The following is a 26,869-nucleotide window of genomic DNA, read 5'->3' on the forward strand; positions in this document are numbered from 1 at the left end:
CTTCCTAACCCAATGCTTCAATCCGTTTTTCAAGTGGAGGATGGCTTGAAAACAATGCCTGCACTTTACCTGCACTAATGGCGAAAGCGGCCATTTCATCAGGCAGTTTCGGGGAGTCCTGATGTTGTTTGAGGCGCATCAGCGCCGCCGCCATATCTTGTTTGCTGGTAAGCGCTGCGCCTCCCGCATCCGCTCTGAACTCTCGATGACGCGAAAACCACATTACAATCATCATCGCCAGGAAGCCTAGCACTACTTCAGCAATAATCGACACAATCCAGAACGCAGGGCCGTGTCCTCGTTCAACTTTAAACACCACACGATCCACAATGTGGCCAATAACGCGTGATAAAAACACAACAAAGGTATTCACCACACCTTGCAGCAAGGTCATAGTTACCATATCGCCATTTGCTACGTGACTTACTTCATGCGCTAACACCGCTTCCACTTCATTTTCGCGCATTCCTTGGAGTAAACCTGTGCTGACGGCAACTAATGCATTGTTCTTATTCCAACCAGTGGCGAATGCATTTAACGACGGGTGCTCGAAAATACCTACTTCGGGCATGCCAATACCCGCTTGTTTAGCTTGCCGCTCGACTGTACGTAAAAGCCATTGTTCAGAAGCATTCCTTGGCTGGTCTATAACGTGGACCCCCATACTCTTTTTCGCCATAAATTTTGACAAAAAGAGTGAGATAAATGCGCCGCTAAACCCTATTACTGCAGAATAGATGAGCAGCGCAGTCAGGTCCAAATCGACGCCGTTTTCTGCCAACAATCCCTGAAAACCAAACAGGCTAAAGGTAATGCTTAGTAATGCCATGATGGCAATATTAGTACCGATAAAAAGTGCAATGCGTAACATGGATAAATCCTAAAATGCGTTCACGCCCATAATATGGTTACGGAAGCGAAAAAGCTCAAGTATGAGGATTAAAAATTGTTTTGACGGTAGGTAATGAGCAATCGGGTTAAACTATCTGATTAAAAAAGACCCGCTAAAAATCGCCATTTGGGCTTAAACAGTAAAGGTCCACCGAGTAAAGGTACGTTCAACTCATTCTAATTCTCACTCTCAGGTGATATATTAATTTAACTAAATCATTATAATAAAAGAATAATTTTGAAACTTCCTACTCTATTCATCTTTATAACAATCATTGTGAACACTCTATTTGCTTCATTATCCGTAATAGGTCAAACATCTAATAAAGCTGATTCTGGTTCTTACACCTTGCATACTGAACGTATCCAATCTGAAGTACTCAACGAGGAAAGGACGGTCACTGTGCAGTTGCCCAAGAGCTACGATAAAAATCCTGATAAGAAGTATCCGGTTATTTATCGCCTCGATGGCGCTACCAATCTGGTTATGATGAATGCGGTTTTAGAGAGCTTACAAGCGCAAAGCGCGGCGCCGGAAGTCATTATTGTTGCCATAGAAAACACAGAGCGTCTGCGCGACTTATATCCCACAGTAAATCGCGATCCTAATGGTCCGGTCGGTATTGGCGGTGGCGGCGCTAACTTTCTTAACTTTATCACTACAGAGCTTATGCCTGTGATTGAAAGTAAGTACCGTGTGCACGATTTTCGCGTTATCGCGGGGGCGTCAGCTGCTGGCGTATTCTCTTTATATGCGGTACAGAAAAATCCAGCATTATTTGACGCCGCATTAGCTTACAGTCCAGCGGTGTGGTGGAACTATGGTGCAACGGGAAAGACTACCGTTGCATTCTTAAAGAACGCCACAGCCCTCGATCACTTTATCTATACTGCCATTGGAAACGAAGCAGCTCCAATGCGTTCCTATTACGACAATATGATTGTTGGAATTAAAGAAAACCAACCGAAAGGATTACGTTGGGTTAACGAAACCTTCGAGAATGTCCCGCATAATCTTGTTAGTAGCGCGGCAGGTTTCAGTGCCTATCACAACTTATTCTATTCCGAGTTTATGCAACCACACCACTACGATGGCAGCTTATCGTCTATTGAAGAATATTATAAAAATGTATCCAACCAGCGCGGCGAACACATTGAAGCTGCAGAGTGGATAATTCGCGAACTTGGCTATTACTATGTCAACCAACAAAATTTTGAAGAAGCCACCAAATTATTTAAATATGGCATTGAGCATTATCCCAATTCTCCCGATGCCTATAACGGCTTAGCGTATGGCTACGAACAATCAGGTCAATATCGGAAATCACTTGAGCAGGTAAATAAAGCATTGTCACTCGCATCAGAGGATTATGACGGCTATGGGGTTTATGTGGCAAGAAAAGACCGTCTGACAAAACTTCTGCAAAAATAGCGTTACCTGAGGTAGCTAAATACTTCACTACCATTCTCGCATTAAACACAAGAATGGTAGTGCTATTTTGATACTATTGCTTAGGTTTCACCAAATATTCTTCAAAGAACATCACAACAGCCTGCTGATAAACGTCGCGATTCTCTTTCTTGCGGTATCCATGCCCTTCGTTTAACGCGTTCATGTACCACACTTCTTTACCTTCATCGCGTAAGGCTTTAACGATTTGCTCAGCTTCACTCACAGGCACGCGCGGATCATTCTCGCCCTGAATAACAAACATCGGTACGTCAATTTTATCAACGCTGTTACTAGGGCTGATTTTTTGTAAGAAATCGTGCATTTTTTGGTCGCGCTCATCACCGTACTCAACACGGCGAAGGTCGCGGCGATAGTCTTTGGTGTTTTTCAAAAAAGTCACAAAGTTAGAAATACCAACAATGTCTACCGCTGCACTTAGTCTGTCGCTGTAGTGAACGGCACTGGCTAGAACCATATAACCGCCATAACTGCCACCAAACACAGCAACGCGGTTTTCATCTAAATCCGGTTGAGTGGCGATCCAATCTAACAATGCGCCAATATCTTTAACCGAATCTTCGCGATTAAAGCCATTGTCCAGATTGATATACTCTTTCCCATAACCTGATGACCCTCTTACGTTAGGCACAACCACTGCCGCGCCAAGCGTATCCATCCAAAGTTGGTAAGTACTAGCAAACGAAGGCCGAGATTGCCCCTCTGGACCCCCATGTATGGATATAATTACCGGACGTGGACCGTCAGCTTCAGGTTTGTAAACAAACGCCGGGATCTGACGGTCATCAAAGGTGGGGTAACGTACCAGCTCAGGTAACACAAAATTATCCGTGTTTAAGCCGCCCACTTCACTAAAGGTCCAGCGAGTCAGTTTACCGTAACTGGTAGGTTGACGCTTCAGATCCAGTACGAATGTATCACTCGGCGTTTGCGCAGTATTTAAGGTCATTGCTAATTTGCTGTCATCCGGGCTAAATTCAATGCTACCTACCAGCCCAACCGGGATAGAGCTAACAGGTTCGTATCTAAAATTCTTTGTGTCCAGTAAATATAATTTACTAATACCATCTTCGTTAGTGGTGAAGGCCGCGCGTTCACCATTGTGACTAATAGCGAAGCCTTGAACATCCCAATTTATTTTATCAGTGATAATTTCCAACGTATCCTTTGTAATATCCCGATAGGCCAACTGGGTGAATTCACTTTTTTGATTTGTGGATAGAAAATAACCATTATTATCTTTGCCAAATGCCCAAGCGTAATTGACTGATGGCGACTGTTCACTTCCGTCAATTAACGTTTGCTCACCGGATTCAACATCGAGTAGGAAGATGCGCGAGTCGCTTGCACTGATGTATTGCTGAGCTAGAATTTTAGTATCCTTATCATTCCAATCTATAGGTCCCCACCAGCTACCATCTTGGGATTCAAGTACCACTCTACGCTTATCAGGTGATTGCGGGTTCATTATCCATATGTCATTGGCACTGCCATTACGTTCTGTGCTTTGATAAGCCAACCACTTGCCCGACTCACTCCATTCAAGCGCGCTATTACGAGATTTTCCGTCGGTCAGCATGGAACTTTTGCCCGTATTGGGGTCGAGTAAAAATATCTGGGAATACTCGCTGCCTCCAGCATCCATTGTAAACGCAATTTTGTCGGTACCAGGCTGGCGAACTACAGAGCCTATCGGCTCTTTGAAGAATGTGATTTGATGACGGGCACCTTTAGGCATATCAACACGATGTAATTGACTAACTTCGCCAAAACGAGTTGTTATAAAAATGCTTTCTCCGTCTTTGCTAAACGTCTCAAAGGGTGCTGAACGGATGTTCTGGTACTGATTCAAGTCTGAAACAACTTGCTCAGAAATCTCAGGAATATTCTGTAGAACCAAATTTCCGTTGTTAACAACTCGCTCTTCTACAGCATGCGAAAAGAACGGCACGAATAAAAGCGTTACCAGGGTGGTTTTTATTTTCATCAAACAATTCCATTTCTATTCAATTGGTTATTAGTCTTAATTAGGTCAGGCGTTTTAGCAAGGCCCTTGCGGTGGATAACATGTTGCGCTGTGCCATACCAAAGTGTCTGGTATTAATTTTCGCCATAACAGTTTTAAAAAACCAAATGTGAGATGAATGTAAACGTAGTAGATCTCGCTGCGAATACGCTACAGGACATATTTATATACACTTTCTCGCTTTGTAAACGCCCTAAACACTCATATCATGCGCGCGATGGAAACCAACTAGTTAAGGAAGTTCATGAATAAAAACATATCTGCTGTGGCTTTTTCTATATTAGCGTTGAGTGCGTCGACCGTGAATGCAGGCGAGTACAACTCATTTCTTTCCACCTCTTACGCAAACGTAGAAGGTCCAGGAAGTATTGATTTCACTACCTACTCGTTTTTCGCCACGCATTATTTTTCAGCGCGCACAACTACAGGCCCTTATGCTGAATTTGACTATATGGTCAATGAGGCATTTTTAAGTGGGGGCTATACCCACCCTGAACACGGTGCTGCGTTCAAATTGGTATCAGGTGAGACATTCATCGGCGACATTATTGTAGGTGGCAACTACATTGATGTACACGGCACAGGAAACGATTTTAAATCTTTCTTACTCGGCTATCGAATCAATAATAATCTACATGTTAAAGCAAGATTGTTAGACACCGATGATAATAACGTAGAACTGAGTGTTAACTATAAACACGAGTTAGATCAAGGTAGCTATTTGGGTGTGACTGCAAGCACCGTTACCGATACTGACGCTTATTCGTTTAATAGCAAATACTTTACGCAACTATCAAATGAAACTTATCTTGCAGTGAATGCAGGGGTCAATATTTACGATGGTATGGATAACACGTGGGTTTCTGGAGTAGATTATTATTTCAATCAGAACGTAAGTGTAGGGGGAATGGTCGGGAGTGATTCACTGGTAGGCGTAAAGGCAAACTATTATGTCAATCCAAACCTGTCATTGAGCGCAGGTTATAGCGAAAACGACATAGAAATTAAACAGTGGCAGGTTAACCTAGGCTATCAATTCTAAACACTTGCAATGGTAAACTGGATTAGGGTGATTACCAAGGGATTATGTCGGCCTAATTACCGAGCGACTTTGTCGTAAATAGCATATCAGCCAGTTGTTAAACTGGCTACTTTCTTTGTTAAGCGCTTTCAGCACTTCTTGCGCGTTGAACACACAGAGCCATGGTGTTCACGTCCTCACTCAACCAGATGTAGCGAACCCCAGCAGAACTCACATCAACGTTTTTCTTGGCTTTCAATTGCAGTGATACTTGCTGTTGACCAAGGTGCGGAGTTTCAAGTGAGAAGTCGATGACAATTTGTTCAAGCTCAGCATCTGAACGGTTTTTATGTCGTAGGTTGGGTGTTTCTTGACGTTTTAGCGCATCTGGGCCACCTTGCTTGACCAATTTTAAGTGGCGATAAATAGTATCGCGAGATACACCACTTTGGCGTGAGGCTGCACTTACATTTCCGAGTTTACCGACCAAGGCCAACACCGCTAGTTTCTTATGAATTTCCAACTCTTGTATTGTGACTTTGTTTGGCTCAATGACCTCAGATACTTTGAGCTGTCGTCCAGCGAAATGAGCCGTAAACCCTTTTTTACTCGTGTTCCTTATCTCGATTTTCTGATTGGCAATGGAGTGCTTGAGCGGCGAATCAATAAGACAGAATTTATTGCCATAGCTAAAGGTATGATCGTTACGGATTTTGCGGTGATCTTTCATGACGCAGATATCGTCTAAGTTGGTGTGTTTAGATAGCGGCGTAAATTCAGGCGTTTGTTTTGATTTTACTTGGATTTTCGCCTGCCAGAACTGCGTTATGAATATGTGGCGTTTCTAGTAGCGTGTATGGTTGAAGCAATTTTCGTTAAACTACCCTGACTGAGAAATAAACTACTACTAGTAAAAAGGAATTGACTAATGCAATCTACTCGAGCAAGAACAGTTGTTATTATTCTAATTAGTATTTTTGTAGCTGGATGCAGCACCAGTACAACCGAGTTAAGTGAAATAATCAACAAACAGCTCAAAGAAAACTCAAAAGAGCATGGAATTCCTGCGCAAGCGTTAATGATAATGCACAATCAAACAGTTATGTTTCGTAATAATCTCGGTATCAGCGATGTAAATAGCGCAAAGCCCATTAGCAACGAAGCAGTTTTTCCCATCTACTCAATAACTAAGCTTTTTGCTAGCACGATAGTTATGCAACTCCACGAAGATGGAAAATTAGAATTATCCGATTACGTATCTAGATATGTTACTGATTTACCTGTTAATTGGCAGAAGATCCGAGTCCAGCAATTGTTAAACCATACGTCCGGTTTACCAGAGTATTACAACTGTAAAAAAAAGGAGTGTAAATTTCCTGTTTCGTTTGAAACTGCTATTAGTCGCTTAAAAGATGCTCCCATGTAGTTTGAGCCTGATGCTCAAATGCAGTATAACCAGACTAACTATCTCTTACTTAAGTCTGTTATAGAGTGCGTTACTAAAACTTCATATCGTAAGTTAGTGTATAGCCGAATTTTTAAACCTCTAAACCTTCAAAATACGTGGCTTGGGTTAGAAAGTGTCCCTAAGCAAAGGCTCGTTACCGCTTATCACACAATGAGTGGTAGCTCTCTTAAAGAAAATGAAGCCACCTTTCCAGATTATTCAATTTCACAGATGCGTATTCAACATTAGGTGATCTGAGTAAGTTTTTGTCGGCGATAGCCCAAGGACAATTAATATCTAAGCAATCGTTGATGGATTACTGGCAACCATACCGGTTATCCAATGGTGATGAGGGATACTTTTCATCTGGTTGGGATTATAACAAGGCTGGGAGCTGGCAAGAGCTAGGGCACGATGGCGGGGGCCTCGTGAGAGTGAGAATATTATTTAAAGAAAATCTAGATGACCACTATGTAATAGTGTACTTAACGAATGGCAATAAAGATGGTGTGTGGTCTCGTGATTTGGTTGATTCTGTACAATATTTGGTGATGCCTGATTTGTTTTCACGCATTGTTATGCGCTGGTAGATAATCTGTTGAGAAAGCACGAACGTATGTCCGCTCCTTATCTGTGGCCGCCTGTCAGATGATGTCACAACCAGCTTATAATAATGTAAGATCAGATATGAGCTACTACAGGTAAACGTATGGAGCTATTTAAATTCAGCTCCATCATCGGAGTCCTCGTCGATTCCATAACGCAGTATTTTTCACCTCGCGGCCTTTTATGAGGCCTACTACGCGTGTTTATAGCTCTTCCCTACTATGTAAACCTCTCTTGAGCGTGGACGAGATGCAGCAGGTTTGCGTACCACTACGTTGGAAAATGAACGTCGCACCTCTTTGATAAATTCATCGTAGCCTACACCCTGAAAAACTTTTGCACAAAAGCTTCCACCGGGCTTCAGAACATTCCGCGCCATATCTAATGCTAACTCAACCAGATACATAGATGCATATTGATCGGTAGTATTGACGCCACTCATATTGGGTGCCATATCGGAAATTACCGCGTCGGCCTTCGCTCCATCTAAAGTTTGCAGAATAGTGTCGTAGACTGCTTCTTCGGTAAAATCACCCTGAATAAAATCCACTCCGATAATGCTATCCATTGGTAGAATATCGGAAGCGATTACACGGCCAGATTGCCCTACAATAGGGGCTACAATTTGCGACCAGCCGCCAGGCGCTGCCCCTAAATCCATGACCACATCGCCCGGGCGAATAAGCTTGTCTTTTTCATTTATCTCTATCAGTTTATAGCTTGCCCGCGAACGATAACCGTCAATCTGAGCCTTTTTCACGTACGGATCATTAACGTGTTCATCCATCCATTTTTTACTGGTTTTTGACCTTGCCATAAACTCTATCTGCTTTGTGCTACATAAAACGCTGCATATTGTAGTCCTACACGGGTTGATTTACCAATCCACCTGACTTTATGCGCGGTTAACGATACAATTCGCTCCAATATGCCATCCTGTTTATTTGCGTAGAGCGGCAACATGAAATTAGACGATGTGAAAAAACTACATCATAAAAAATATCGGAACCAATTCGGCTATTTTCTTGTTGAGGGTGAACATCTCATCCTGGAATTATTTAAGGCGGTTAAAGCACCCGCGCAAAGGCGTGCTACACGATTATTTATTACTGAAGACTACCAAAACTGGGCAGAAAGCCACGCCAGTCATTGGCCTATCACTCTTGTTTCGAAAAAACAGATGTCTCAGCTCAGCGATACCAAAACCCCCCAGGGGATCGTTGCTTGTGTTCCGTTCTCCGCGCTGGATTCACCAATACGAAAAGCTCAACACACCAAAAAATACATTTACTTACACGAAATACAAGACCCAGGGAATTTGGGTACGATCATGCGTACTCTGGCCTGGTTTGGGAATTTTAGCCTGCTACTTAGCCCAAACAGTGTTGATCCGCATAATTCAAAGGTGATTAGAGCCAGCATGGGCGCCATTTTCCATTTACCTATGGAACAAGAAGTCCCCCTTCATGCGCTCCCTGAACGATTTGATAACTTCGCCTATCTGGATTTACGTGGCAAACCCGTTACCCACCCTGATTTCAATAACTATTCATGTTATTTGTTTGGAAATGAGGCAAGAGGCGTTCCCCAGGAAACGCTATCAGCCTTCGATGCCAAAGCATTTACCATTCCCGGGAAAGGCGAGATCGAATCCCTAAACGTAGCTAGCGCACTTGGCATTTGTGCATTCCAATTGTCTTTAGAGTAAAAGCACTTTGTGTTTACTAAGCAAGGTACATCACTGCCTAATGCAGTGAGAGTTACCCGTCGACTGTATCGCTGCATTAACGCTGACAATCTCAGTGGATGGTAAGCTCTATACGAGCAACCTCGCATCTTTGTACCAATATTCATGTTCTGACAAGTGCTAGGTAACAGATACGGATTGAAGAATTAAGATTAAGTAGGCTCGTCTTCTGCGTTAAATGTGGCTAGGCTAACTGAAAGTTCACTTTTTTATTACGGCCGCCCCCTTTAGCTTCATATAGCGCTTCATCGGCACGCTGAAGCAGTTTAATAGCGGATATTTCATTTGTATGTGAGGGCCACGCGGTAATTGAACCCAAACTTACCGTGACATACTGAGAAATAGGGCTTTTTGAATGCGGTATGGCGAGCTGGCGAACAGTCTCTAATAGGGTAGTAGAAACAACTGCTGCTCCTTCATAATCGGTATCCGACAGAATACAAACAAATTCTTCCCCCCCATAACGAGCGATAAAATCCTGATCGCGCCTCATCACGTTCTTTACTGCGGATGCTAATTTTCTTAGGCATTCATCCCCCACCGCATGACCATATGAGTCGTTGTAGAGTTTAAAATAATCAACGTCAAACAAAATTACGGAGAGGGGCCACTTATGTCGCACTGCGAGCTGAATATCATGGTCAATTCTTTTATCAAATGCACGTCGATTCGCAATACCTGTCAGACCATCCGATAGTGACATATCTTCAAGAATTTGATTTTGTTCTTCGATGGTGAGGGCGAAAGTTTCGAAGGATCGTGCAATATCAGAAATTTCGTCATTGCCTGATATTCTAAACGGGATTTCACGCCCTGCTAGTCTATCATTAACAAATTGATTTAATCGCTCTAGCCGGTTGACCATTCTAGACTGAATAATGTAAAGCACGGCTATCAAAATCAGGATAGCTATCGCGCTGACGGTGGCCAGAATATTAATCTGTCTTTTTACCTGTTCAGTTGTAAGCACCGTTCTGGCTAGCGTTTCTTCATTTAGTTGATGTGCGCGATACTCAGACATACTTGCATAATCGAGGATAAAGTTGCGTACAAAATTACCTCGCCCGGTGGCGCGCCCACGAGTGCGTAGATGGTCAATCTTTTGTTCAACCAAACCCGCTTTATCGATAATCAGCTCTCTGAGCGCACTCAATTGCGCTGATGCTAACGCTTCTTGCTCGTCAGGGAGGGTCTGCGCCAATTCACCTAATTTTTCTAATTGATCTTCTAAGCCCCGTTCTATTTGCCGTATCTCGGTAAGTCTGTCCAAGGTTGCCACTCTGGATGACATAGCGACAATATCAGCAAAAATTATTTTCCAATTGATGTCCTCAATCCCCCCGCTTGCCTCTTCCTGCTCTGCTTGAGTACTCATTACTTCACTATAAAGCTTGTATATTGCTTCCAGTCTGGTTTGAACTACTGACTCAATATCTAGGCGGCTTTTTACTAATTGATTTAACTCACTAATCTCTAAATCCAAGCCTTGAATATGTCCTAGCAAGCCTGGATCCGCGGCGGGCTCGACCGCCAACATCTGTAAATCGGCAATCTGGGACTGCAACTGGGTAAACAATACTCTTCTGACGACTTCATTTTGTGCCCGTGTTAACCCTTCTGTCAGATATGTCAATTGATTTACTTTTCCGTAAATACGCCCTGAAATAGCCAAAGCAGGTACAGACTCTTCAGTAAGCTCGGTAAGAATATCACTGAAACTTTGCAACCGAAAAAACGCAAGGATAGAAATCAGAAAGAAAAGAAAAATAATGGTAGAAATGGAAAATAGAAACACCTTGGAAAGCGGTACCCTTTTATCCTGTAAATAGGAAAGTTTTACTTCATTTAGCTGAGAAGTTTCATGCTTATTCACTGGGATTCCCGCTACTTATGTCGGTCATTCTATTTTTAACTACAGGACTGATCTGATTTTGTTTCCTGATTCTTGAGATCACGATATCTGATAGCAGTGGGGGTGATTTATTACTTAATGACTCTGAGGCGCTTTCCGTGAACATACGGTATCCATCACCGCCATTTGCCAGATATTGTGTAGTCGCTAACGTATAGTTTGCGTTGGGATCAAGCGGTTTGCCATCAACTTCCACAGTTAATACCCGTTGTCCCGCGGGTAAGGTACTATCGTATGTGACTTGCATGCCAGAAACATGTGGAAACCGTCCTTCTAATGATTCCAGTAGGCTTAGCCCGTTTTCAAGCGCCTGAATTACGGCCTTGCCTGAAATAGTTAAAGTCGCCACTTTGTTGCGAAAAGGTAACTCTTCAAAAATATCGCCGCGAGTGATAAATGTGCCCACTTCATATTGTTTTTCGGCTCGGATAATACCGCCATTTAATAACGCAATATCTGTTTGCGTAAAACTACGAATGGCATCGGTTAATAAATTTGCAAAGGCATTTTCTCCTGACCGAACAGCTTTCCTACTAGTATCCATTGTTGTTTGTAGCTGCCCGATGCGCTCGTCTAGTAACCGATTTAACCGCATAGTGTAACCCGTCGTTTGAGAAGCGACTTCTGGGTCGGGCGCATAATCGGCCAGGTTTAGCAAATCCCAGCTAGTGGTTAAAATTTCTTTTCCATTTTCATGCAGCGTGCACGTCACGATTGCCGCCTGAGAATACTGCGTCAGTGAAATGTTTCGTGGGTGAGTCCACATATCCCCTTCGTTGCGTATATCCAAATCTGGGTCTGTCATAAACGCCAGGTCCACAACGCCGTTCTCAAGCTGCGCTTTAACAAACTCAGATGTATGGGAATAGAGCAAAACAATTATATGCGCGCCGGAAGATCGTAATTGCTGAGCTTTAGCATTGACTTCTTCTCGTGGACTTGTAATTTGCACCCGTTGCAAAGGATATTCATCCGTGACCGAAGGATGGACGATGCTAACCACGCCAATGGTTAAGCTCCCTTTTTCAATAAGGAAGCTGTCTACCAGGCCCGTAGGCGTACCCTGTATAAGAGGGTCGAATAGGTTGCTGGCGACCATGGGAAAACCCGCTTCGTAAGCTCGTAGTGAAAGCTCATCTTCATAGTAGCTGAATTCACGCTTAGTTACCCCCATGGCGTCCGGCTCCAGACTATTGAGAACATCAATAATATGGGCACCACGGTCAAAACCAGACATGGTACTTGGCCCCAAGCTGGCCCCGCCAAACAAAAATACCGTTTCTGGTCGTGCTGCACGCACCTCATCGAGTAGGGTAGCCAATCTCGCATAAGCCCCCTTTCGTTCATCGCCTACCACTGGCATATCAGCAGTGAAAATAAACGTTGCGCGTCTTTCTTCCGCCCACACGTCCAGGATGAAAAAAGTTAACAGTAAAAGTAACCTAAGGTTTGAAGAGAGAAGCCTTATTTTCAATGGCCTGCCTTTGATCAAAATTGATAAACGTAAGTATTAGCGTCTATTGGCAATGTTGCAAAGAATAGGCAGACATTTGACAATATTTAATAGTTGCGTTTTGAATAGGAATATCAGTTATATAAGCCAAAATGCTATGGCCGAATTTATGCTATCCTATTCAACGCTATATACATTTTCATTTCCCTTACGCGTTTAAACTACCCGCCCAGCTTCAGTTATCACGATATTGTCTGCTGCACATTCACGATGACTAATACAAGCCTTACTGCCACTCGTTTATTATATAGAACAATATCTCGCTACCGAAGGAAGTTCATATAAGACACAAAAAAGCCCTGGTGATAAAGACCAAGGCTTTTTACGTATTGCACAATCGCGGATTTACCTAGTGACTTCCATTTTTATTTAGCGTTTTCTAACGTTATGTAGAATGTTCTTGATGTATTTGCATATTAGTTTGGGTTCCGAAGAGTATATTATATATGGTTTAATGCGGAGCTGAAAGCTTGTAGTCATGGACATAAATTTAAAATATGGTAATTTATCCTATAAAAAAATTATGATAAGCAAGGGAATCAATGCACTCCGTAGCTCCTTATCTCATGCGCTGTTACAACAAGAGCCTAGAAGGTAAACAAGACCAGAGATATCACACTCTTGATAAAATAGGTCAGCACGACCTCTTTTATTTACTAAACGATTTCATTTCTCGAAATAGTAACGATTACAAAATTGTAGAAGAAACAAAGCAGGTTTATCAATTTAGTGATCTGGTAATTGATGAGACCACGAGAGAAATTTCCGCTTGGTTTAATGTTGGAAGTTATGGAATTAAAAGTGACATAATTAATATTGAAACAGGTTCGGTTGATTTTGAAAAGGCGCAAAATAATGCGGAAATTATTAAGCATTTCGTTTATTTTTTTGTGCCGAAGGGATTCAATGAGTCCATAGCTTTTATGCATGCCTATCGAGGGATTGGAGTTAAAACTCTATTTCTAAAATTATTTGGAGACTTCTTCCAAACGGCTACGAATTTAGTAATTCAAATGAATCCACTTTCCTACGATAATGCCGTTAAGGCGTGGTTAGATGCCACAGCAAAAGAGGTCAGATTGACTAAGTTTGTTGGAGTAAATGATATTGCTGACGAAGTGAAAATGTTAGGCCACCATGAGCAAGAATTGGTTATTAAACCGCCAAGGAATAATGGGCTTGGAAAGTTACGTGATTATTTAGACCGAAATTCAGATCATTTTAAAGCTGTTGAAATAATAGGTGAATACGGTGCGCAGATTAAGACTGTAGTAGAGATGAACGGCAAGCAGAAGACTTTTAATATTGGTCGCAATGTCTCTACACCTCTATGTGAGATAGAAGTTGGTGAAGAAGTAAACTTAATTGATGGCGTCCCTGACTTTAAATCTATACAGAAATGGATACGGGAAATTGTCAATGAATACGCTGCAACAATGTACCCGGGTCTAAATATTAGGACTAGTATATGAGTTCAAAAGTTAATGTTAATGAGATTATAAGAGGTCACTACAATACCTTAAAAAACGCCTCTACAGGTAAGCTAAGCTTGTCGGACTGGATAACATTCGTAATATTACCTCTAGTGGTTGCCATTCTTACGGTCATTTTTGGTTTCAAACAGACCAATGAAATATCGTCCCTACTAGTAAATTTTGGTGCTATCTTTACCGCGCTCTTACTTAGTGTTCTTGTATTAGTATATGACCAAGGTATCAAAATTTCTGACAAAATAGAGTTAAAAGAAAATGGAAATAACGCATTATTAAAAAGAAAGCGTTGTCTGTTAGACGAGCTTTATTACAACATCTGCTACTCGATCGTCATTTCAGTTTCTCTTGTGTTTTTTTGCTTAATAGAGAGCGTGGCGAGAGGATGGAGTTATTCTTTTGCACATGGAGAGATTTCAATGAATATACAGCCAGATGTTTATTTCTTATCTCCGTTTATAGTTTTTCTAACTCTAAATCTGATGGTTACTATTTTAATGATAGTAAAGAGGATGCATACATTGTTAACGAGTAATTAGTTTTACAGGGTCATCACCGTAAAATTTTAATTCCCAATGCTGGGTCTAATTCCAGCGCCTCACAATACTGCACGTACTCGTGCACCGACAAGTTTCGCTGGCCATTCTCAATCTTGCTCACAAACTGAAAAGGCTCATCAAGTAACTCGCCTAACTGCCGAACTGTCAGACCTTTTTCAAGGCGCGACTTTTTAAGCCAAGCAATCAGCTTTTGGTAATCCTGATGATTCGTCGATTTGATCATTTGTCCCCAAAAGCGTGACAAAGTGTTATGTCCCCATTATGATGACAAAACCTTTTGTCCCGAAATTGGGGAATTGTGGTCACGTTACCTTTCTTCCCTCAGCTATATCCAAATGAGCTTTTTTATAGTGCATTAGCTCGCTACAAGGTTAGGTGCGGAATCCTTCCCGATAAGCTTTTAGCCAAGGATGTGTTTCAAGTACGGACAGTGATTGCGTCAGCAGAAGTACCAAATTGCATAAGCGTTGCTCACACAAACATTCTGCCAGACCTATCAATAAGTGCAGAAGAACTGGTACTTAAACACACGTTATATTCGCTTTATGCCGCATTTTCCGATCAAAGGATAAAACGTAAGATCTTAAAGCAAATGCTTAATACTGGCGCTAACACCTATACAACAAGTCTAGGGCTTGCCACTTGTGTACTAAGGAAGAATAACTTTTTTAGGTTTTGTCCATTATGCGTTCTTGAGCAGATAAACACCTATGGCGAAATGTTTTGGGACCGGAGATGGTTTGGGGTGTATACCAACTGCTGCCCCATGCATGGCATAACGCTGCACGAAACTGACATAGCAATACATAATCCAGCTCGTCATGCGTATATTCCGCTAATCGATGTAATTCATTCAATTGACTCAAATACGGCGACAATACGTAGAGCGAGTGTGCAGGATGGCTTAGTGGCGAAAGCCGCGATGAATATCTTGGAAAATCTTGATTGGCCTACTTTAACGCTTGATCAGTTAACTCTGTTTTATCGGGGGTTGGCAATTGATAGACAATACAATCGCGGACAATATATTTGCCAAGCTGAAGTTGCCAATTTTATTCAACGGTTTTGGTCATGGAGATGGCTGGAATCCTGTGGTTTTAATAAGAAGACCTTTGATCAGGCAATGGCCGCTTTATTCAGAAAGCACAGAAAACAGCAAACTTATCTCATTCATTTAGTTGGTGCTCTACCTTTTTTTGATGGAGACATAAACTCGTGGATCAATGCAGTCGTGAGCTTGCCACCTACTCAACGCCTCCTTGCAACACCGTCAACGCATGGTTCCTCTCAAGAGGATAGGGCTAAATTAGCAAAATGGAAAAACGCGTGGCTCGCTATGGTAAAGTCAGACGGCCCCAAGCAAGCTCGAACCAACACCACGGATGGAAAAAAGCTTTACGCGGCCCTATATCGTGCAGACAAATATTGGCTACTAGATACCAACAGTAAATATCGAGTAGACAGAACGAGTAAGAATGACCGGGTAAATTGGGGGAAACGTGATCACGTTACGTGCAAGGCGCTATTCGCATGTTTGTATTTAACGAATGATGTTAGCTCAGAAAGGCGCTCAAAACGTTGGTTTATGCTACAGCTTAATAATTCAGCCACAATTGAGCATAACCTTTATAGGTTACCGTTAACCGCAAGATTTTTAGAGCGTTACAGCGAAAGCGTTGAAGACTATCAATGCCGACGATTAACACAAGCCACCGCTTTTTTTGCAAAGCAAAATATACGTGCCCAGCCATGGCAACTTTATCGAAGGGCTAGAATCAACACCCAAAGGCAAATATCATCTATGGTTTGTAAAACCTGTGAGTGGTGTGTTGATTGGCTGGCACAAAATATAAAATAAAAGGGGTCGAAGACAACGACACGCTTCTCTATATAGGCTCTCTGTTTCGTAACGCATATAGTGCCGACTGGCATATTCAGGTTAGATTTAAAAAATCTCAGAAGAGGTCTGTACTCGCCTCGCTTATCTCCGATCTTGTGGTTGGTCACACATACAATGCAACAGGCACAGAATCTGTAGAAAAGAAACTTAAGTCACTAAGCTGGAGCAAAGTCATAGCTGATTTATCTGGGCATGGTCTTGGTCTTAACAGTCTAAATATAGATAATCGCTTTGAACGCTATTTCGTGCTTGAAAAGAAAGGTTCATTTGTAGCAATCCCACAATTAGAGCTGGCTCGTGCGTTATTTCTGCAAAACAGCAAGATGTTTCATTACGCCCTTGAACCACTCTCTCTTGGCATAGACTTCAATTCGTACCAACCCAATATAAACTGTCTATACATTGAAGTTAACGCCAGCGCTCAACTTTCGAGAAGCCGTTTTACGCAAATTTTCAATCAGGGAAAGCTAGCCTATACATTGTGCGATAAAGCAGGGAATAATGCTTTTTTATCGATTCATGAGAACCACCTTAAATATCGAAAAGGTAAAAAATATAAGGACGGCAATACAACCACATGGTGGTCTTTTGCATTTAACCCACCCGATTTAACCGGAGCCAAGCTCAAGGTTGTCTGTGGCAATACCAAGAGAAACTATAAGAACAAGCCATTAGTAGTGGTGACCGAGATTGTTGGCCTAACTGATGTGCCCAATTCGTTACCTAACAATATTCGGTTCCTCAGTAAAGATTGGCTAAAAGCATCAGCTCATAAGGCTAAAGGTGAGTCTGAAAAGCCTGATAAAACTCCCAGCTTTTTCGAAATAGATGACGAGACTTCTGCAAGCAGCTTTCTGCCAGAGAGAACAGTTAATGCACAAGGACTAAGCGAATTTTCCCTAAATCCGAAAAGGCATTCGGAGACGCTCACCACTAACAAAAAGATTGTTGTAGGAGTTGACGGAGATCAGCGTGAGTTAGCTGGCAGCGAACTTGCCAGCACAGACTTATCCTCATTGTTGGGAGAAGCTACTCCTGTCGTAACATCGAGCAACACCGATGATCAACTTGATCAATCAGTATTTGATGCGTTTAAGGCAATGGTGGAAGAGGTTGGCAGGTCGCCGAATCTAGACTTTATAAGTTACGAGATAAGGACCCTGCATAAAGTTGGCGCATCCAGAAGTCATAACAAAAAAATTAGCGGTATTCCACGATGTGCTGCGGTGGCGCACTTTAAAACCACGAGTTCGCTAAATTCATTAACGTTGATAGAGTTAGACTTGACCGATTTCGATGACAATAAACGGCTCTCAACGCTGTTATTCCACTATGATTGCTTGGACGAAGCACGTGGTCGTGTAGATCCTATTTTGTCCGCTCTAGTAGCGAAATCGCTGAGTTGGCCACGTAAATACCTTGAGCATACTGGGATCAAAGCAAAATTTATAAGCCACATCCCGGGCCACCCAGTTAATAACTCTGTGTTCAGTGAAGAGCAAACTCAAAGCTGGGCAAGAGCAATCTTAGAAAAGATATAAAGACTGAGCGAACTGAACAGAAAGTACGACAGCGCAACTAAGATAGGGCAAGGCTTAAAAGCCAGTACTCTAGGCCTTTAGTTACTTAGGCATTCCCTTGTGATCAACTGCGACAAGGGTGCATTCATCGCTATGGCGGCTACCAAAGTCAGCGAGTTTCGCTTCAACCTTGGCAACATCCTTTTGGTAACGGCAGAACAAGCAAATCAACTGCTCATCGCTATTCACTATAGCGCGAACATCATTTAGCCCGGCATCAATGTTGTAGGAGTCGCCATCCAGAAGATGCACAGTCTCAGCGTTAAACATCTCTTTGCCGATGGCCGCTAAGGCTTTTTCAACAGACCAATCGCATTCGTCCCTTAATTTTATTGCTGTAGAGCAGTAAGGCATTGGCGTTACCTCGACTTAGTAGATTGATACGAAAGTATGAACTCTTTACAACCGTACCAAAATAAACCACACTAGCAAGTTCTTAAGGTGAATTTATTAGAATAATGTTGGAAAACATCGGCTACGCACAGAAGCAGCGCCTTGCATACATCGACTTTTCGTTGATGTTTAAGGGGGCGATATTTAGGCAGGATTTAATCAACCGCTTTCAGGTTGGTTTATCGGCAGGCTCTCGTGACTTTAATTTATACAAAGAATTAGCGCCGAATAATCTTGAGTACAGCACCAAAGATAAGCGCTACTTCCAAACCGAGCACTTTAAACCTGTATTCACTCACGACGCCCACCGCACGTTAATAAAGCTGGCGAATGACATTAGCGATGGATTTGATGCTATTGGTGATGTGCATTTTCCGGTGGAATCGCCTTCTAGCCTGAACATTCCCGATATCGCCATAGTGGCCAAGCTGGTGCAGGCAATTTTTAACAACAAAGCGGTAAACATTATCTATACGTCGTTATCTAGTGGCTCAGCCGCCCGAGAAATAGTGCCGCACAGCGTTGTCGATAACGGGCTTCGCTGGCATGTGCGTGGTTATGACAGAAAAACCAAAAGCTTCCGCGACTTCGTATTAACCCGAATCAGCAAAGTAACAATTAAAGAAGCCGCTAAGCCAAACGAATTACCAGAAGCAGATTCCGAATGGCAACGGCTAATCCCTTTGCAACTGGTGCCGCATCCTAAAAACGTGCAGCACCCTACAGCCATTGCACTAGATTACGCCATGGTAGATAACCAGCGCATTGTCGAAGTGCGTGCTGCCATGGCAGGCTACCTACTAAGGCGTTGGAATGTGGATTGTACCGAGCGTGGTACGTTAAAGGGGCCGGAATACCAGCTTTGGCTGCAAAACAGGTTTGCGTTAAACAAGGTGGTTAATTTAGCGATAGCACCGGGATACACACAAGGAAGTGAAAGTTGAGCGACATTAAATTATTTCAGTTAGGCCAAAACGCCGTGACTGAACTTACAAGCCAAGCTGCTAAATATGAAAAAGACTTGCAGCAACTGGTTGAACAGCAGATGGAAACCTTTCTAGGTGTGTCGTTTTTAGCATCTGAGTTTACTACCTCAAACGGGGGGCGTATTGACTCGCTGGGGCTAGATGAAAACCGATGTCCGGTGATCATCGAATACAAACGCCACACCAATGAAAACGTCATAAACCAAGGCTTGTTCTATTACGACTGGCTGCTAGATCACAAGGCAGAATTTCAGTTATTGGTGATGAAAGCGTTAGGCGCTAAAGCCGCCGAAGAAATCGAATGGAACGGCGCTCGTCTTGTATGTATTGCCAGCGACTTCACCAAATACGATGAACACGCCATAAAGCAAATTGATAAGAACATAGAGCTTATGCGCTATAAGTACTTTGGCGATAATCTGCTTATGCTTGAACTGGTAAACACCCAATCAACCAAAACCAACCAAGCCGTTGCCAATACCAAAGCATCAGGTGTTAAAAAGTCATCGCAGGATAAAACCCATCAGCAGGCGCTGAGCAATGCCAGCGCTAACCTGCTGAAGCTTTACAATGAAATTTGCGACTTCTGTGAGTCGCTAGGCGATGACTCTCAGCGCAAAGAGCTAAAGCTATACACCGCGTTTAAACGCATCAAAAACTTCGCCAGCGTTCTTGTATTACCCCAGAAAAAAGACGAGCGTATATTGATTTACTTAAAGGTTGATGTAAACAACATAGCGCTAGAAGACGGATTCACTCACGATGTTACCAATAAAGGGCATTGGGGCACGGGCAACTTAGAAGTTGTTATCCGTAATCAGCAAGATATCGAAAAAGCAAAGCCACTTATTCAGCAAAGCTTTGAAAATAATTAAAAGGGAAGTCATACCAACATGGTAGAGCAACACAAAAAAGCACTAGAAAAACAACTGTGGAACATTGCCAACTCACTGCGCGGCAACATGAGTGCCGACGAGTTTCGCGATTACATACTTGGCTTTATTTTTTATAAGTACCTGTCAGAGCGCATGGATATTTATGCCGATGACCTGCTAAAAGAAGATAGCATCAAGTTCGATGCCATTGATGAATCGAGCACGCAAGGCCAAGAATACCTAGATGCCATTAAAGTAGAGGCCATCGACCAACTTGGTTACTTCTTAAAACCCAGTGAGCTGTTCCATGTACTGGCACAAAAAGGCGAGGCTGGTGAGTTTATCCTTGAGCCACTTACCGATGTGCTGAACCACATTGAACAAAGCACCATGGGCACCGCCGCCGAAGACGACTTTAATGGCCTGTTCGATGACATCGACCTTACCTCGAACAAACTGGGTAAAACCGAAAAAGCAAAAAACGAGTTAGTTTCAAAAATACTGGCCCACTTAGATGCCATCGACTTTTTACACCACGAAACCGATATCGATGTACTCGGCGATGCTTACGAATACCTGATAGGTCAGTTTGCCTCAGGTGCGGGTAAAAAGGCGGGTGAGTTCTATACGCCACCCATGGTGTCTAAGCTTTTGGCCAAGCTGGTGACCATAGGTAAAACCAAGCTTAAAAGCGTGTACGACCCTACCTGCGGCTCAGGCTCTTTGTTGTTGCGGGTAGCCAAAGAGGTGAAAGAAGTCGGTAAGTATTGCGGGCAAGAGTCCAACCCCAGTACCTATAACCTCGCCCGAATGAATATGATTTTGCACGGCGTGCATTACCGCCAGTTTGATATTCAGCAAGACGATACTTTAGAAACCCCACACCATATAGAAGAGCGCTTTGAAGCTGTGGTAGCCAACCCGCCGTTTTCGGCAAACTGGAGTGCCAGCCAAGGCTTTTTAACCGACGAACGCTTTCAGGATTACGGCAAGCTTGCGCCTAAATCTAAGGCCGACTTTGCCTTTGTGCAGCACATGGTGCATCAGTTAGATGAAAAGGGCACCATGGCGGTGGTGTTGCCACACGGCGTATTGTTCCGGGGTGCCGCCGAGGCACATATTCGCAAGCACCTGATTAAGGATAAAAACTACCTCGATGCCGTTATCGGGCTGCCAGCCAACGTGTTTTACGGCACCTCTATTCCTACCTGCATTCTGGTACTCAAAAAACACCGCCAGCATAAAGACAATATTCTGTTTGTTGATGCCAGCCAGCACTTTGGCAAAGCCACGAATCAAAACTACTTAAGGGATGAAGACTTAGCTCGCATCTTAGAGGCAGTTGAAAAACGCAGTCAGCTTGAGCCAGAAAAGGCCGACAAGTTTGCCTATGTGGCAAGTATCAAAGAAATAGCCGAAGACAATGACTACAACCTGAATATTCCTAGGTATGTGGATACGTTTGAGGAAGAGGAGTCTATAGACTTAAGTAATATTACTAAAAGGCTGGAAAAAGTTGATGAAGAATTATCAACTGCGGATGACTTGCTTACTAGCCTTTGTAAAGAGTTAAGTATCACATCTCCATTTGGGGGTTGTCGTGAAGAAAGATGATGTATTAACTCCAATGTTAAGGTTTGGAAGCTTTAATGGCGCTTGGAAGAAAAGACAAATTGTTAATGTTTGTGAGTTAATTTCAGGGCAACATTTATCTCCTGATGAGTATGTTAATTCGCCAACTGATACTCCTTATTTTACCGGCCCATCAGATTTTACTAACTCTGAGAGTGAGCTTAGTAAATGGTCGTTGGTCCACGCAAAGGTTGCGATAAATAACGACATTTTGATTACTGTCAAAGGAAGTGGAGTCGGTGAAATGATGCTGCTCAAGCTACCCAAAGTAGCGATGGGTAGACAATTAATGGCGATCAGAAGTAAAGCCGTTAATGACATTAGGTTCATCTATTTCAGACTGTCAAAAAATAAGAAGCTGTATGAAGCTTTAGCGTCTGGCAATATGATCCCCGGCTTATCTCGCCAAGATATCTTACAAACCAAGTTATTTATTCCCTGCCACCAAGAACAACAAAAAATCGCGGACTTTCTGTCGGCGGTAGATGAAAAAATTCGTCTCCTCAAAGAAAAGCATGCGTTACTCCAGCAATACAAAAAAGGCGTGATGCAAAAGCTGTTCAGCCAAGAAATCCGCTTTAAAGACGACAACGGCCAAGCCTTTCCTGATTGGGAAATGAGGACGCTATCAGATATCGCAGAACCAATAAAAAGAAGAGCACCCGAAGCTATCGATTGTGTGATGACGATATCTGCTGGGCAAGGGTTCCTTCATCAGAAAGACCGCTTTAGCCAAGTAATTGCTGGTACTTCACTCGATAAATATACGCATATTAGGAAGGGTGAGTTCTCTTACAACCGAGGCAACTCGAAATCTTACACTTATGGCTGTATCTACAAATTAGATACAGAAGAAGAAGCTTTGGTTCCTTATGTTTATCGTAGTTTCAGACTTAAGGAGGGTAATGCCGATTTTTATGCTCAATTGTTCGCATTTAAGTATCTAGATAAGCAGTTGAGGCGATTAATTTCCTCTTCAGCGAGGATGGATGGGTTACTTAACATTGGAGAGAAGGATTTTTACCAAGTGAGAGTACCTTTCCCATGTTTAGAAGAACAAACAAAAATTGCTGATTTCTTGCAAGCATTAGACAAAAAACTAAACGCAGTACAACAACAAATCGACCTGACCCAAACCTTTAAAAAAGGTCTGTTGCAGCAGATGTTTGTGTAGCCATTAGCAAGAAAGGAATCTATGTGAGCTATCAGTCAGAACAACAATTAGAAGATAACCTCATTGCTCAGTTGCAGGGGCAACACTTTGAGCGTATTCAGCTAAATGATGCCCAGAGCCTTAAAGACAACCTGCGCATGCAACTGTCTAAGCTAAACAAACTTGAAATAAGCGGAACCGAGTTTAGGCAGGTGCGCAATGCCTTAATGAAAGGCAATGTATTTGATAAGGCTAAGCTATTGCGAGACCGCATTAGCATTACCCGCGATGATGGCAGCACCGCTTATATTCGTTTTTTGGCCGAAAGCCATGAAGAGAACATCTTTCAGGTAACCAATCAGGTCACCATAAAGGGCAGATATAAAAACCGCTACGACGTAACGGTTTTGGTAAATGGCTTGCCGCTGATTCAAATTGAACTAAAACGCCGTGGCCTTGAGCTTAAAGAGGCGTTTAATCAGGTAAACCGTTACCAGCGCCATTCGTACTGGGCGGAAGACGGTATTTTTCAGTTTGTGCAAATATTTGTGATATCCAATGGGGTGAATACTAAGTATTACGCCAACTTCCCAAGCAATCGTAAGCCTAGCTACAAGCAGACCTTCTTTTGGGCAGATGTTGATAACAACCGCTATGCAAAACTAACGCAGTTCGCCACGCAGTTTTTAACCCCAGCGCACGTGACCGACATGATCACCAAATACGTGGTGATCAACGAAACCGACCGCATGCTCATGGTGATGCGCCCCTACCAAATTTATGCCACCGAAGCGATTATTGCGCGGGTAGGCGAACGCGCTGCATTGCCACCTGCGCAAAAAGCCACTGAAAAGCTTAACGGCTATATTTGGCATACTACAGGCTCTGGTAAAACCTTAACCTCGTTTAAAACGGCGCAGCTACTTACCAAAGACCCCAGCATAGACCGGGTAGTATTTGTGGTAGACCGCAAAGACTTGGATTACCAAACCGCCAAAGAATTTAACAACTTTAAGAAAGGCTGTGTGGATGGCACGGATAAAACCAATGTACTGGTAAAACAGTTTTTGGGTAAAGAGGTGTATTACGTTGAAGAAGATGGCGTAAGAAAGTCGGCAAGCCAAACCGACGGCGGCAAGCTAAACGAGTTGCGCAATGAAAAACTGATAGTAACGACGATTCAAAAGCTTAACCACGCCATTAGCCGCAAGCGCCATAAAGCGCAGATGGAACGAATACGTGAACAGAACATCGTGTTCATCTTTGATGAATGCCACCGCAGCCAGTTTGGTGAAACCCATCACCGTATTTGTGAGTTTTTTACTAATCACCAAATGTTTGGCTTTACTGGCACGCCCATTATGGCTGAGAACGCGGTGTCTAAGTCGGGCCGCAAATACACCACCACAGACCTATTCCACAAGCCACTGCATAAATACACCATTGTGGATGCCATCAAAGATGAAAACGTGCTGCGGTTTGGGGTGGAATACGTAGGCCGTTATCGCAAAAAAGACAGCGCCAATGAAGTAGACATAGAAGTTGAGAACATTGATACCCAAGAGCTGATGGAATCGGATGCGCGGCTAGAAAAGATAGTGGATTACATTATTGCCCAGCATGGCCGTAAAACCCATGGCAAAGCCTTTACCGGGATGTTTTGTGTATCCAGTGTACCTGCGCTGATTAAATATTATGAGCTGTTTGCCAAGAAAAAGGCCGAAGGGCTGCATGACCTGCGCATTGCCACCATATTCTCATACAGCGACAACGAAGAAGATCCAGACGCCGACGGCGTATTCGACTTTGAGCAACCAGACGATGACGCGCTTCCAAAGGTGGCAGAAGAGCGTGCCCTGTACACTCATAGCAGAGACAAGCTAGAAAGCTATATTGGCGACTACAACGCCATGTTTGGCTGCAATTACACCACTAAAGACAGCGAGTCGTACTACAACTATTACAACGACATTTCTAAAAAGGTGCGTGAGCGCAAAATTGATTTACTGCTTGTGGTGAACATGTTCCTGACCGGGTTTGACAGCAAAACCCTCAACACCTTATTCGTTGATAAAAACCTGAAATATCATGGGTTAGTTCAGGCTTATTCGCGTACCAACCGCATTCTTAACGAGCAAAAATCGCAGGGCAATATTGTTTGCTTCCGTAACCTTAAAAAGCGCACTGATGATGCACTGGCGTTGTTCTCAAATAAAGACGCCAAAGACACGGTGATCATGCCGCCCTACGAAGAGTTCGTGAAGCTCTTCGACGAGGCGCTGACAAAACTGCAAGATATCGCCCCGGATATCGACAGCGTTGATTCTCTTGTAGATGAAGAAGCTGAACTTGAGTTTATAAAAGCATTTCGAGAGCTAATGCGCCTGCGCAATGTGCTGTCGACATTTGCTGACTTTGATTTTGATGACGTTGGCATCGAAGAGCAGACATTTGAGGATTATAAGAGTAAGTACTTAGACCTGTACGACAAGGTGAAAACAACTACTGGCGGCGATAAGGAATCTATTCTAGAAGAGGTTGATTTTGAGCTAGAGCTGCTGGCCATGGATGTGATCAATGTAGCATACATCTTAAACTTACTTGCCAAGCTCAAAGATGCAGACAGCGAAGAGCAATATCAATACCAGTACAAAGCCTTGATGCAGGCCATTGGCGGCGATCCAGAACTGCGCAGTAAGCAAGAACTCATCGATAAGTTTATTCAAGAAAACCTGCCAGAGGTTAAAAATGCCGAAGACATAGGCGAAGCGTTTAGCGCCTATTGGGAGGTTGAGAAAGACAAAGCCATCAAGCAACTGGCGAGTGAAGAAGACCTAGATGAAGAAGCCGTGGTTGATGTGGTAGAGCGAATTGAATATACCAATCAAGAACCACTGCGCGAAGACGTGGTGCGCACTATGCGCAGGCCGCCAAGCGTGCTCCAACGCCGCACCGTGATTCCGCGAATTGCCGATAAGTTTAAACAGTTCGTGAATACGTTTTATAAGGGAATGTAATGACAGTAGCCATGGAATGGTGGGGATATGACACACAACGTAAAACGTGGGTTTATTTAGACAGAACTCATGCCAATAACGCACCTGACAGCAGTAACAAACCACTCGTTTTTGTGGATTGCGATAACCTCTCTCTTTTTGAAGTACAGCGCAAAGACTGGAATCCCCCTAGATTTATTTATGAAGGGGCAGTGCCTGAAGAATTGTCTGATGTAGATCTGAGTCAGCTCACTGCTTTTAAAAATAACATTAGTGCGATTAAGGCATGCCTGAGCCAGCGGACTTCTTATCAATCGCCCCCTACACCAATAACACCACCTCGAACTCACACTGAGTCGATAAGGCTCACTCCAGAACAAATTCGCGCTAGATATGCCCAAGGTTATTGCGACCAAGCATGGTCTGAAATAATCAGCTACGTGGCCTTAATGAAAAGACTAGGAATTCGAGATCAGGGAAAGTGTAACGAATACATAACTAGGGCTGACCTGTGGGATGAATATTCCAATATTAGAGCTATGAACGACCATGGTTATGGGCGAGAGCTTGAAGGAATAACTCGTTCAGCGTATGCCTTGGTATGCAAATTAATTAACTTACAAAACGGATTTGGAGCACCTCTGCTGCATTCGAGAAAATACTAAAAGGA

The 26,869-nt window shown here is 43.1% G+C and carries 21 protein-coding genes and 2 pseudogenes; 15 read left to right on the forward strand and 8 right to left on the reverse strand.

Annotated features, from left to right (window positions below; genetic code table 11):
• Nucleotides 1-4 precede the first annotated feature (4 nt).
• On the reverse strand, nucleotides 5-871 hold the full coding sequence (gene htpX, locus OPS28_RS15470; RefSeq protein WP_265610367.1) for a protease HtpX: 867 nt from the start codon (nucleotides 869-871) through the stop codon (nucleotides 5-7).
• A 297-nt stretch (nucleotides 872-1,168) separates the two neighbouring features.
• Here htpX and OPS28_RS15475 point away from each other — a divergent pair, with 297 nt between their 5' ends.
• Complete coding sequence (locus OPS28_RS15475) at nucleotides 1,169-2,323, forward strand: alpha/beta hydrolase-fold protein (RefSeq protein WP_265610368.1); 1,155 nt, start codon at nucleotides 1,169-1,171, stop codon at nucleotides 2,321-2,323.
• A gap of 73 nt (nucleotides 2,324-2,396) precedes the next feature.
• Here the strand turns inward: OPS28_RS15475 and OPS28_RS15480 are convergent, their stop codons facing one another.
• Nucleotides 2,397-4,349, reverse strand: coding sequence for a S9 family peptidase (locus tag OPS28_RS15480; protein WP_265610369.1), 1,953 nt, complete (start codon nucleotides 4,347-4,349; stop codon nucleotides 2,397-2,399).
• A gap of 283 nt (nucleotides 4,350-4,632) precedes the next feature.
• Between OPS28_RS15480 and OPS28_RS15485 the strand changes: the two genes are divergently transcribed.
• A complete protein-coding gene (locus OPS28_RS15485) occupies nucleotides 4,633-5,430 on the forward strand; it encodes a putative porin (RefSeq protein ID WP_265610370.1) in 798 nt (265 codons plus the stop codon).
• A 118-nt stretch (nucleotides 5,431-5,548) separates the two neighbouring features.
• Here the strand turns inward: OPS28_RS15485 and OPS28_RS15490 are convergent.
• Nucleotides 5,549-6,250, reverse strand: a pseudogene (locus OPS28_RS15490) (helix-turn-helix domain-containing protein); the annotation flags it as partial.
• An 87-nt stretch (nucleotides 6,251-6,337) separates the two neighbouring features.
• Here OPS28_RS15490 and OPS28_RS15495 point away from each other — a divergent pair.
• Nucleotides 6,338-7,105, forward strand: a pseudogene (locus OPS28_RS15495) (serine hydrolase domain-containing protein).
• 62 nt (nucleotides 7,106-7,167) lie between these two features.
• Nucleotides 7,168-7,446: a hypothetical protein gene (locus tag OPS28_RS15500; RefSeq protein ID WP_332017990.1), complete on the forward strand. Its 279-nt coding sequence runs from the start codon at nucleotides 7,168-7,170 to the stop codon at nucleotides 7,444-7,446.
• Nucleotides 7,447-7,655: 209 nt separating this feature from the next.
• On the opposite strand, the gene rlmE is transcribed toward OPS28_RS15500, so the two are convergent.
• Complete coding sequence (gene rlmE, locus OPS28_RS15505) at nucleotides 7,656-8,279, reverse strand: 23S rRNA (uridine(2552)-2'-O)-methyltransferase RlmE (protein ID WP_265610371.1); 624 nt, start codon at nucleotides 8,277-8,279, stop codon at nucleotides 7,656-7,658.
• Between the two features lie 144 nt (nucleotides 8,280-8,423).
• Here rlmE and OPS28_RS15510 point away from each other — a divergent pair, with 144 nt between their 5' ends.
• Nucleotides 8,424-9,170: a TrmH family RNA methyltransferase gene (locus OPS28_RS15510; RefSeq protein WP_265610372.1), complete on the forward strand. Its 747-nt coding sequence runs from the start codon at nucleotides 8,424-8,426 to the stop codon at nucleotides 9,168-9,170.
• Nucleotides 9,171-9,393: 223 nt separating this feature from the next.
• Here OPS28_RS15510 and OPS28_RS17105 read toward each other — a convergent pair whose 3' ends face one another.
• Together OPS28_RS17105 and OPS28_RS15520 are read right to left on the reverse strand one after the other, a co-directional pair.
• Entirely contained in the window at nucleotides 9,394-11,082 is a 1,689-nt protein-coding gene (locus OPS28_RS17105) for a GGDEF domain-containing protein (protein ID WP_265610373.1), read from the reverse strand.
• A complete protein-coding gene (locus tag OPS28_RS15520) occupies nucleotides 11,075-12,595 on the reverse strand; it encodes a bifunctional metallophosphatase/5'-nucleotidase (protein ID WP_265610374.1) in 1,521 nt (506 codons plus the stop codon). Before OPS28_RS15520 ends, OPS28_RS17105 begins: the two co-directional genes overlap by 8 nt.
• Before the next feature lie 581 nt (nucleotides 12,596-13,176).
• Here OPS28_RS15520 and OPS28_RS15525 point away from each other — a divergent pair.
• Complete coding sequence (locus OPS28_RS15525; protein ID WP_265610375.1) at nucleotides 13,177-14,106, forward strand: hypothetical protein; 930 nt, start codon at nucleotides 13,177-13,179, stop codon at nucleotides 14,104-14,106.
• On the forward strand, nucleotides 14,103-14,663 hold the full coding sequence (locus OPS28_RS15530; RefSeq protein WP_265610376.1) for a hypothetical protein: 561 nt from the start codon (nucleotides 14,103-14,105) through the stop codon (nucleotides 14,661-14,663). The genes OPS28_RS15525 and OPS28_RS15530 overlap by 4 nt, the downstream gene beginning before the upstream one ends.
• A 13-nt stretch (nucleotides 14,664-14,676) precedes the next feature.
• On the opposite strand, the gene OPS28_RS15535 is transcribed toward OPS28_RS15530, so the two are convergent.
• The gene (locus OPS28_RS15535; protein WP_265610377.1) at nucleotides 14,677-14,907 is read right to left on the reverse strand and encodes a helix-turn-helix domain-containing protein; all 231 of its coding nucleotides are present in this window, start codon (nucleotides 14,905-14,907) and stop codon (nucleotides 14,677-14,679) included.
• A 54-nt stretch (nucleotides 14,908-14,961) separates the two neighbouring features.
• Between OPS28_RS15535 and OPS28_RS15540 the strand changes: the two genes are divergently transcribed.
• Nucleotides 14,962-16,542, forward strand: a complete 1,581-nt coding sequence (locus OPS28_RS15540; protein ID WP_265610378.1) for a TnsD family Tn7-like transposition protein — start codon at nucleotides 14,962-14,964, stop codon at nucleotides 16,540-16,542.
• Nucleotides 16,518-18,125 carry a Tn7-like element transposition protein TnsE gene (locus OPS28_RS15545; RefSeq protein ID WP_265610379.1) on the forward strand — a complete coding sequence of 536 codons (1,608 nt, stop codon included), beginning with the start codon at nucleotides 16,518-16,520 and terminating at the stop codon, nucleotides 18,123-18,125. Before OPS28_RS15540 ends, OPS28_RS15545 begins: the two co-directional genes overlap by 25 nt.
• Before the next feature lie 81 nt (nucleotides 18,126-18,206).
• On the opposite strand, the gene OPS28_RS15550 is transcribed toward OPS28_RS15545, so the two are convergent.
• Nucleotides 18,207-18,518, reverse strand: coding sequence for a hypothetical protein (locus tag OPS28_RS15550; protein WP_265610380.1), 312 nt, complete (start codon nucleotides 18,516-18,518; stop codon nucleotides 18,207-18,209).
• Between the two features lie 104 nt (nucleotides 18,519-18,622).
• Here OPS28_RS15550 and OPS28_RS15555 point away from each other — a divergent pair, with 104 nt between their 5' ends.
• Genes OPS28_RS15555 through OPS28_RS15580 form a run of 6 tightly spaced genes read left to right on the forward strand, consistent with a single transcriptional unit; the run spans nucleotide 18,623 to nucleotide 26,864 of the window.
• Nucleotides 18,623-19,501: a WYL domain-containing protein gene (locus OPS28_RS15555; RefSeq protein ID WP_265610381.1), complete on the forward strand. Its 879-nt coding sequence runs from the start codon at nucleotides 18,623-18,625 to the stop codon at nucleotides 19,499-19,501.
• Entirely contained in the window at nucleotides 19,498-20,418 is a 921-nt protein-coding gene (locus OPS28_RS15560; protein ID WP_265610382.1) for a DUF5655 domain-containing protein, read from the forward strand. Before OPS28_RS15555 ends, OPS28_RS15560 begins: the two co-directional genes overlap by 4 nt.
• An 18-nt stretch (nucleotides 20,419-20,436) precedes the next feature.
• Nucleotides 20,437-22,032, forward strand: a complete 1,596-nt coding sequence (locus OPS28_RS15565; RefSeq protein WP_265610383.1) for a type I restriction-modification system subunit M — start codon at nucleotides 20,437-20,439, stop codon at nucleotides 22,030-22,032.
• Nucleotides 22,019-23,224 (forward strand): restriction endonuclease subunit S, encoded by a 1,206-nt coding sequence (locus tag OPS28_RS15570; protein ID WP_265610384.1) that lies wholly within the window; start codon nucleotides 22,019-22,021, stop codon nucleotides 23,222-23,224. Before OPS28_RS15565 ends, OPS28_RS15570 begins: the two co-directional genes overlap by 14 nt.
• A 23-nt stretch (nucleotides 23,225-23,247) precedes the next feature.
• Nucleotides 23,248-26,220, forward strand: a complete 2,973-nt coding sequence (locus OPS28_RS15575) for a type I restriction endonuclease subunit R (protein ID WP_265610385.1) — start codon at nucleotides 23,248-23,250, stop codon at nucleotides 26,218-26,220.
• Nucleotides 26,220-26,864, forward strand: coding sequence for a hypothetical protein (locus tag OPS28_RS15580; protein ID WP_265610386.1), 645 nt, complete (start codon nucleotides 26,220-26,222; stop codon nucleotides 26,862-26,864). Before OPS28_RS15575 ends, OPS28_RS15580 begins: the two co-directional genes overlap by 1 nt.
• Nucleotides 26,865-26,869 lie beyond the last annotated feature (5 nt).

The sequence above is a fragment of the Alteromonas sp. ASW11-130 genome, from assembly GCF_026183735.1.
Classification (GTDB): Bacteria; Pseudomonadota; Gammaproteobacteria; order Enterobacterales; family Alteromonadaceae; genus Alteromonas.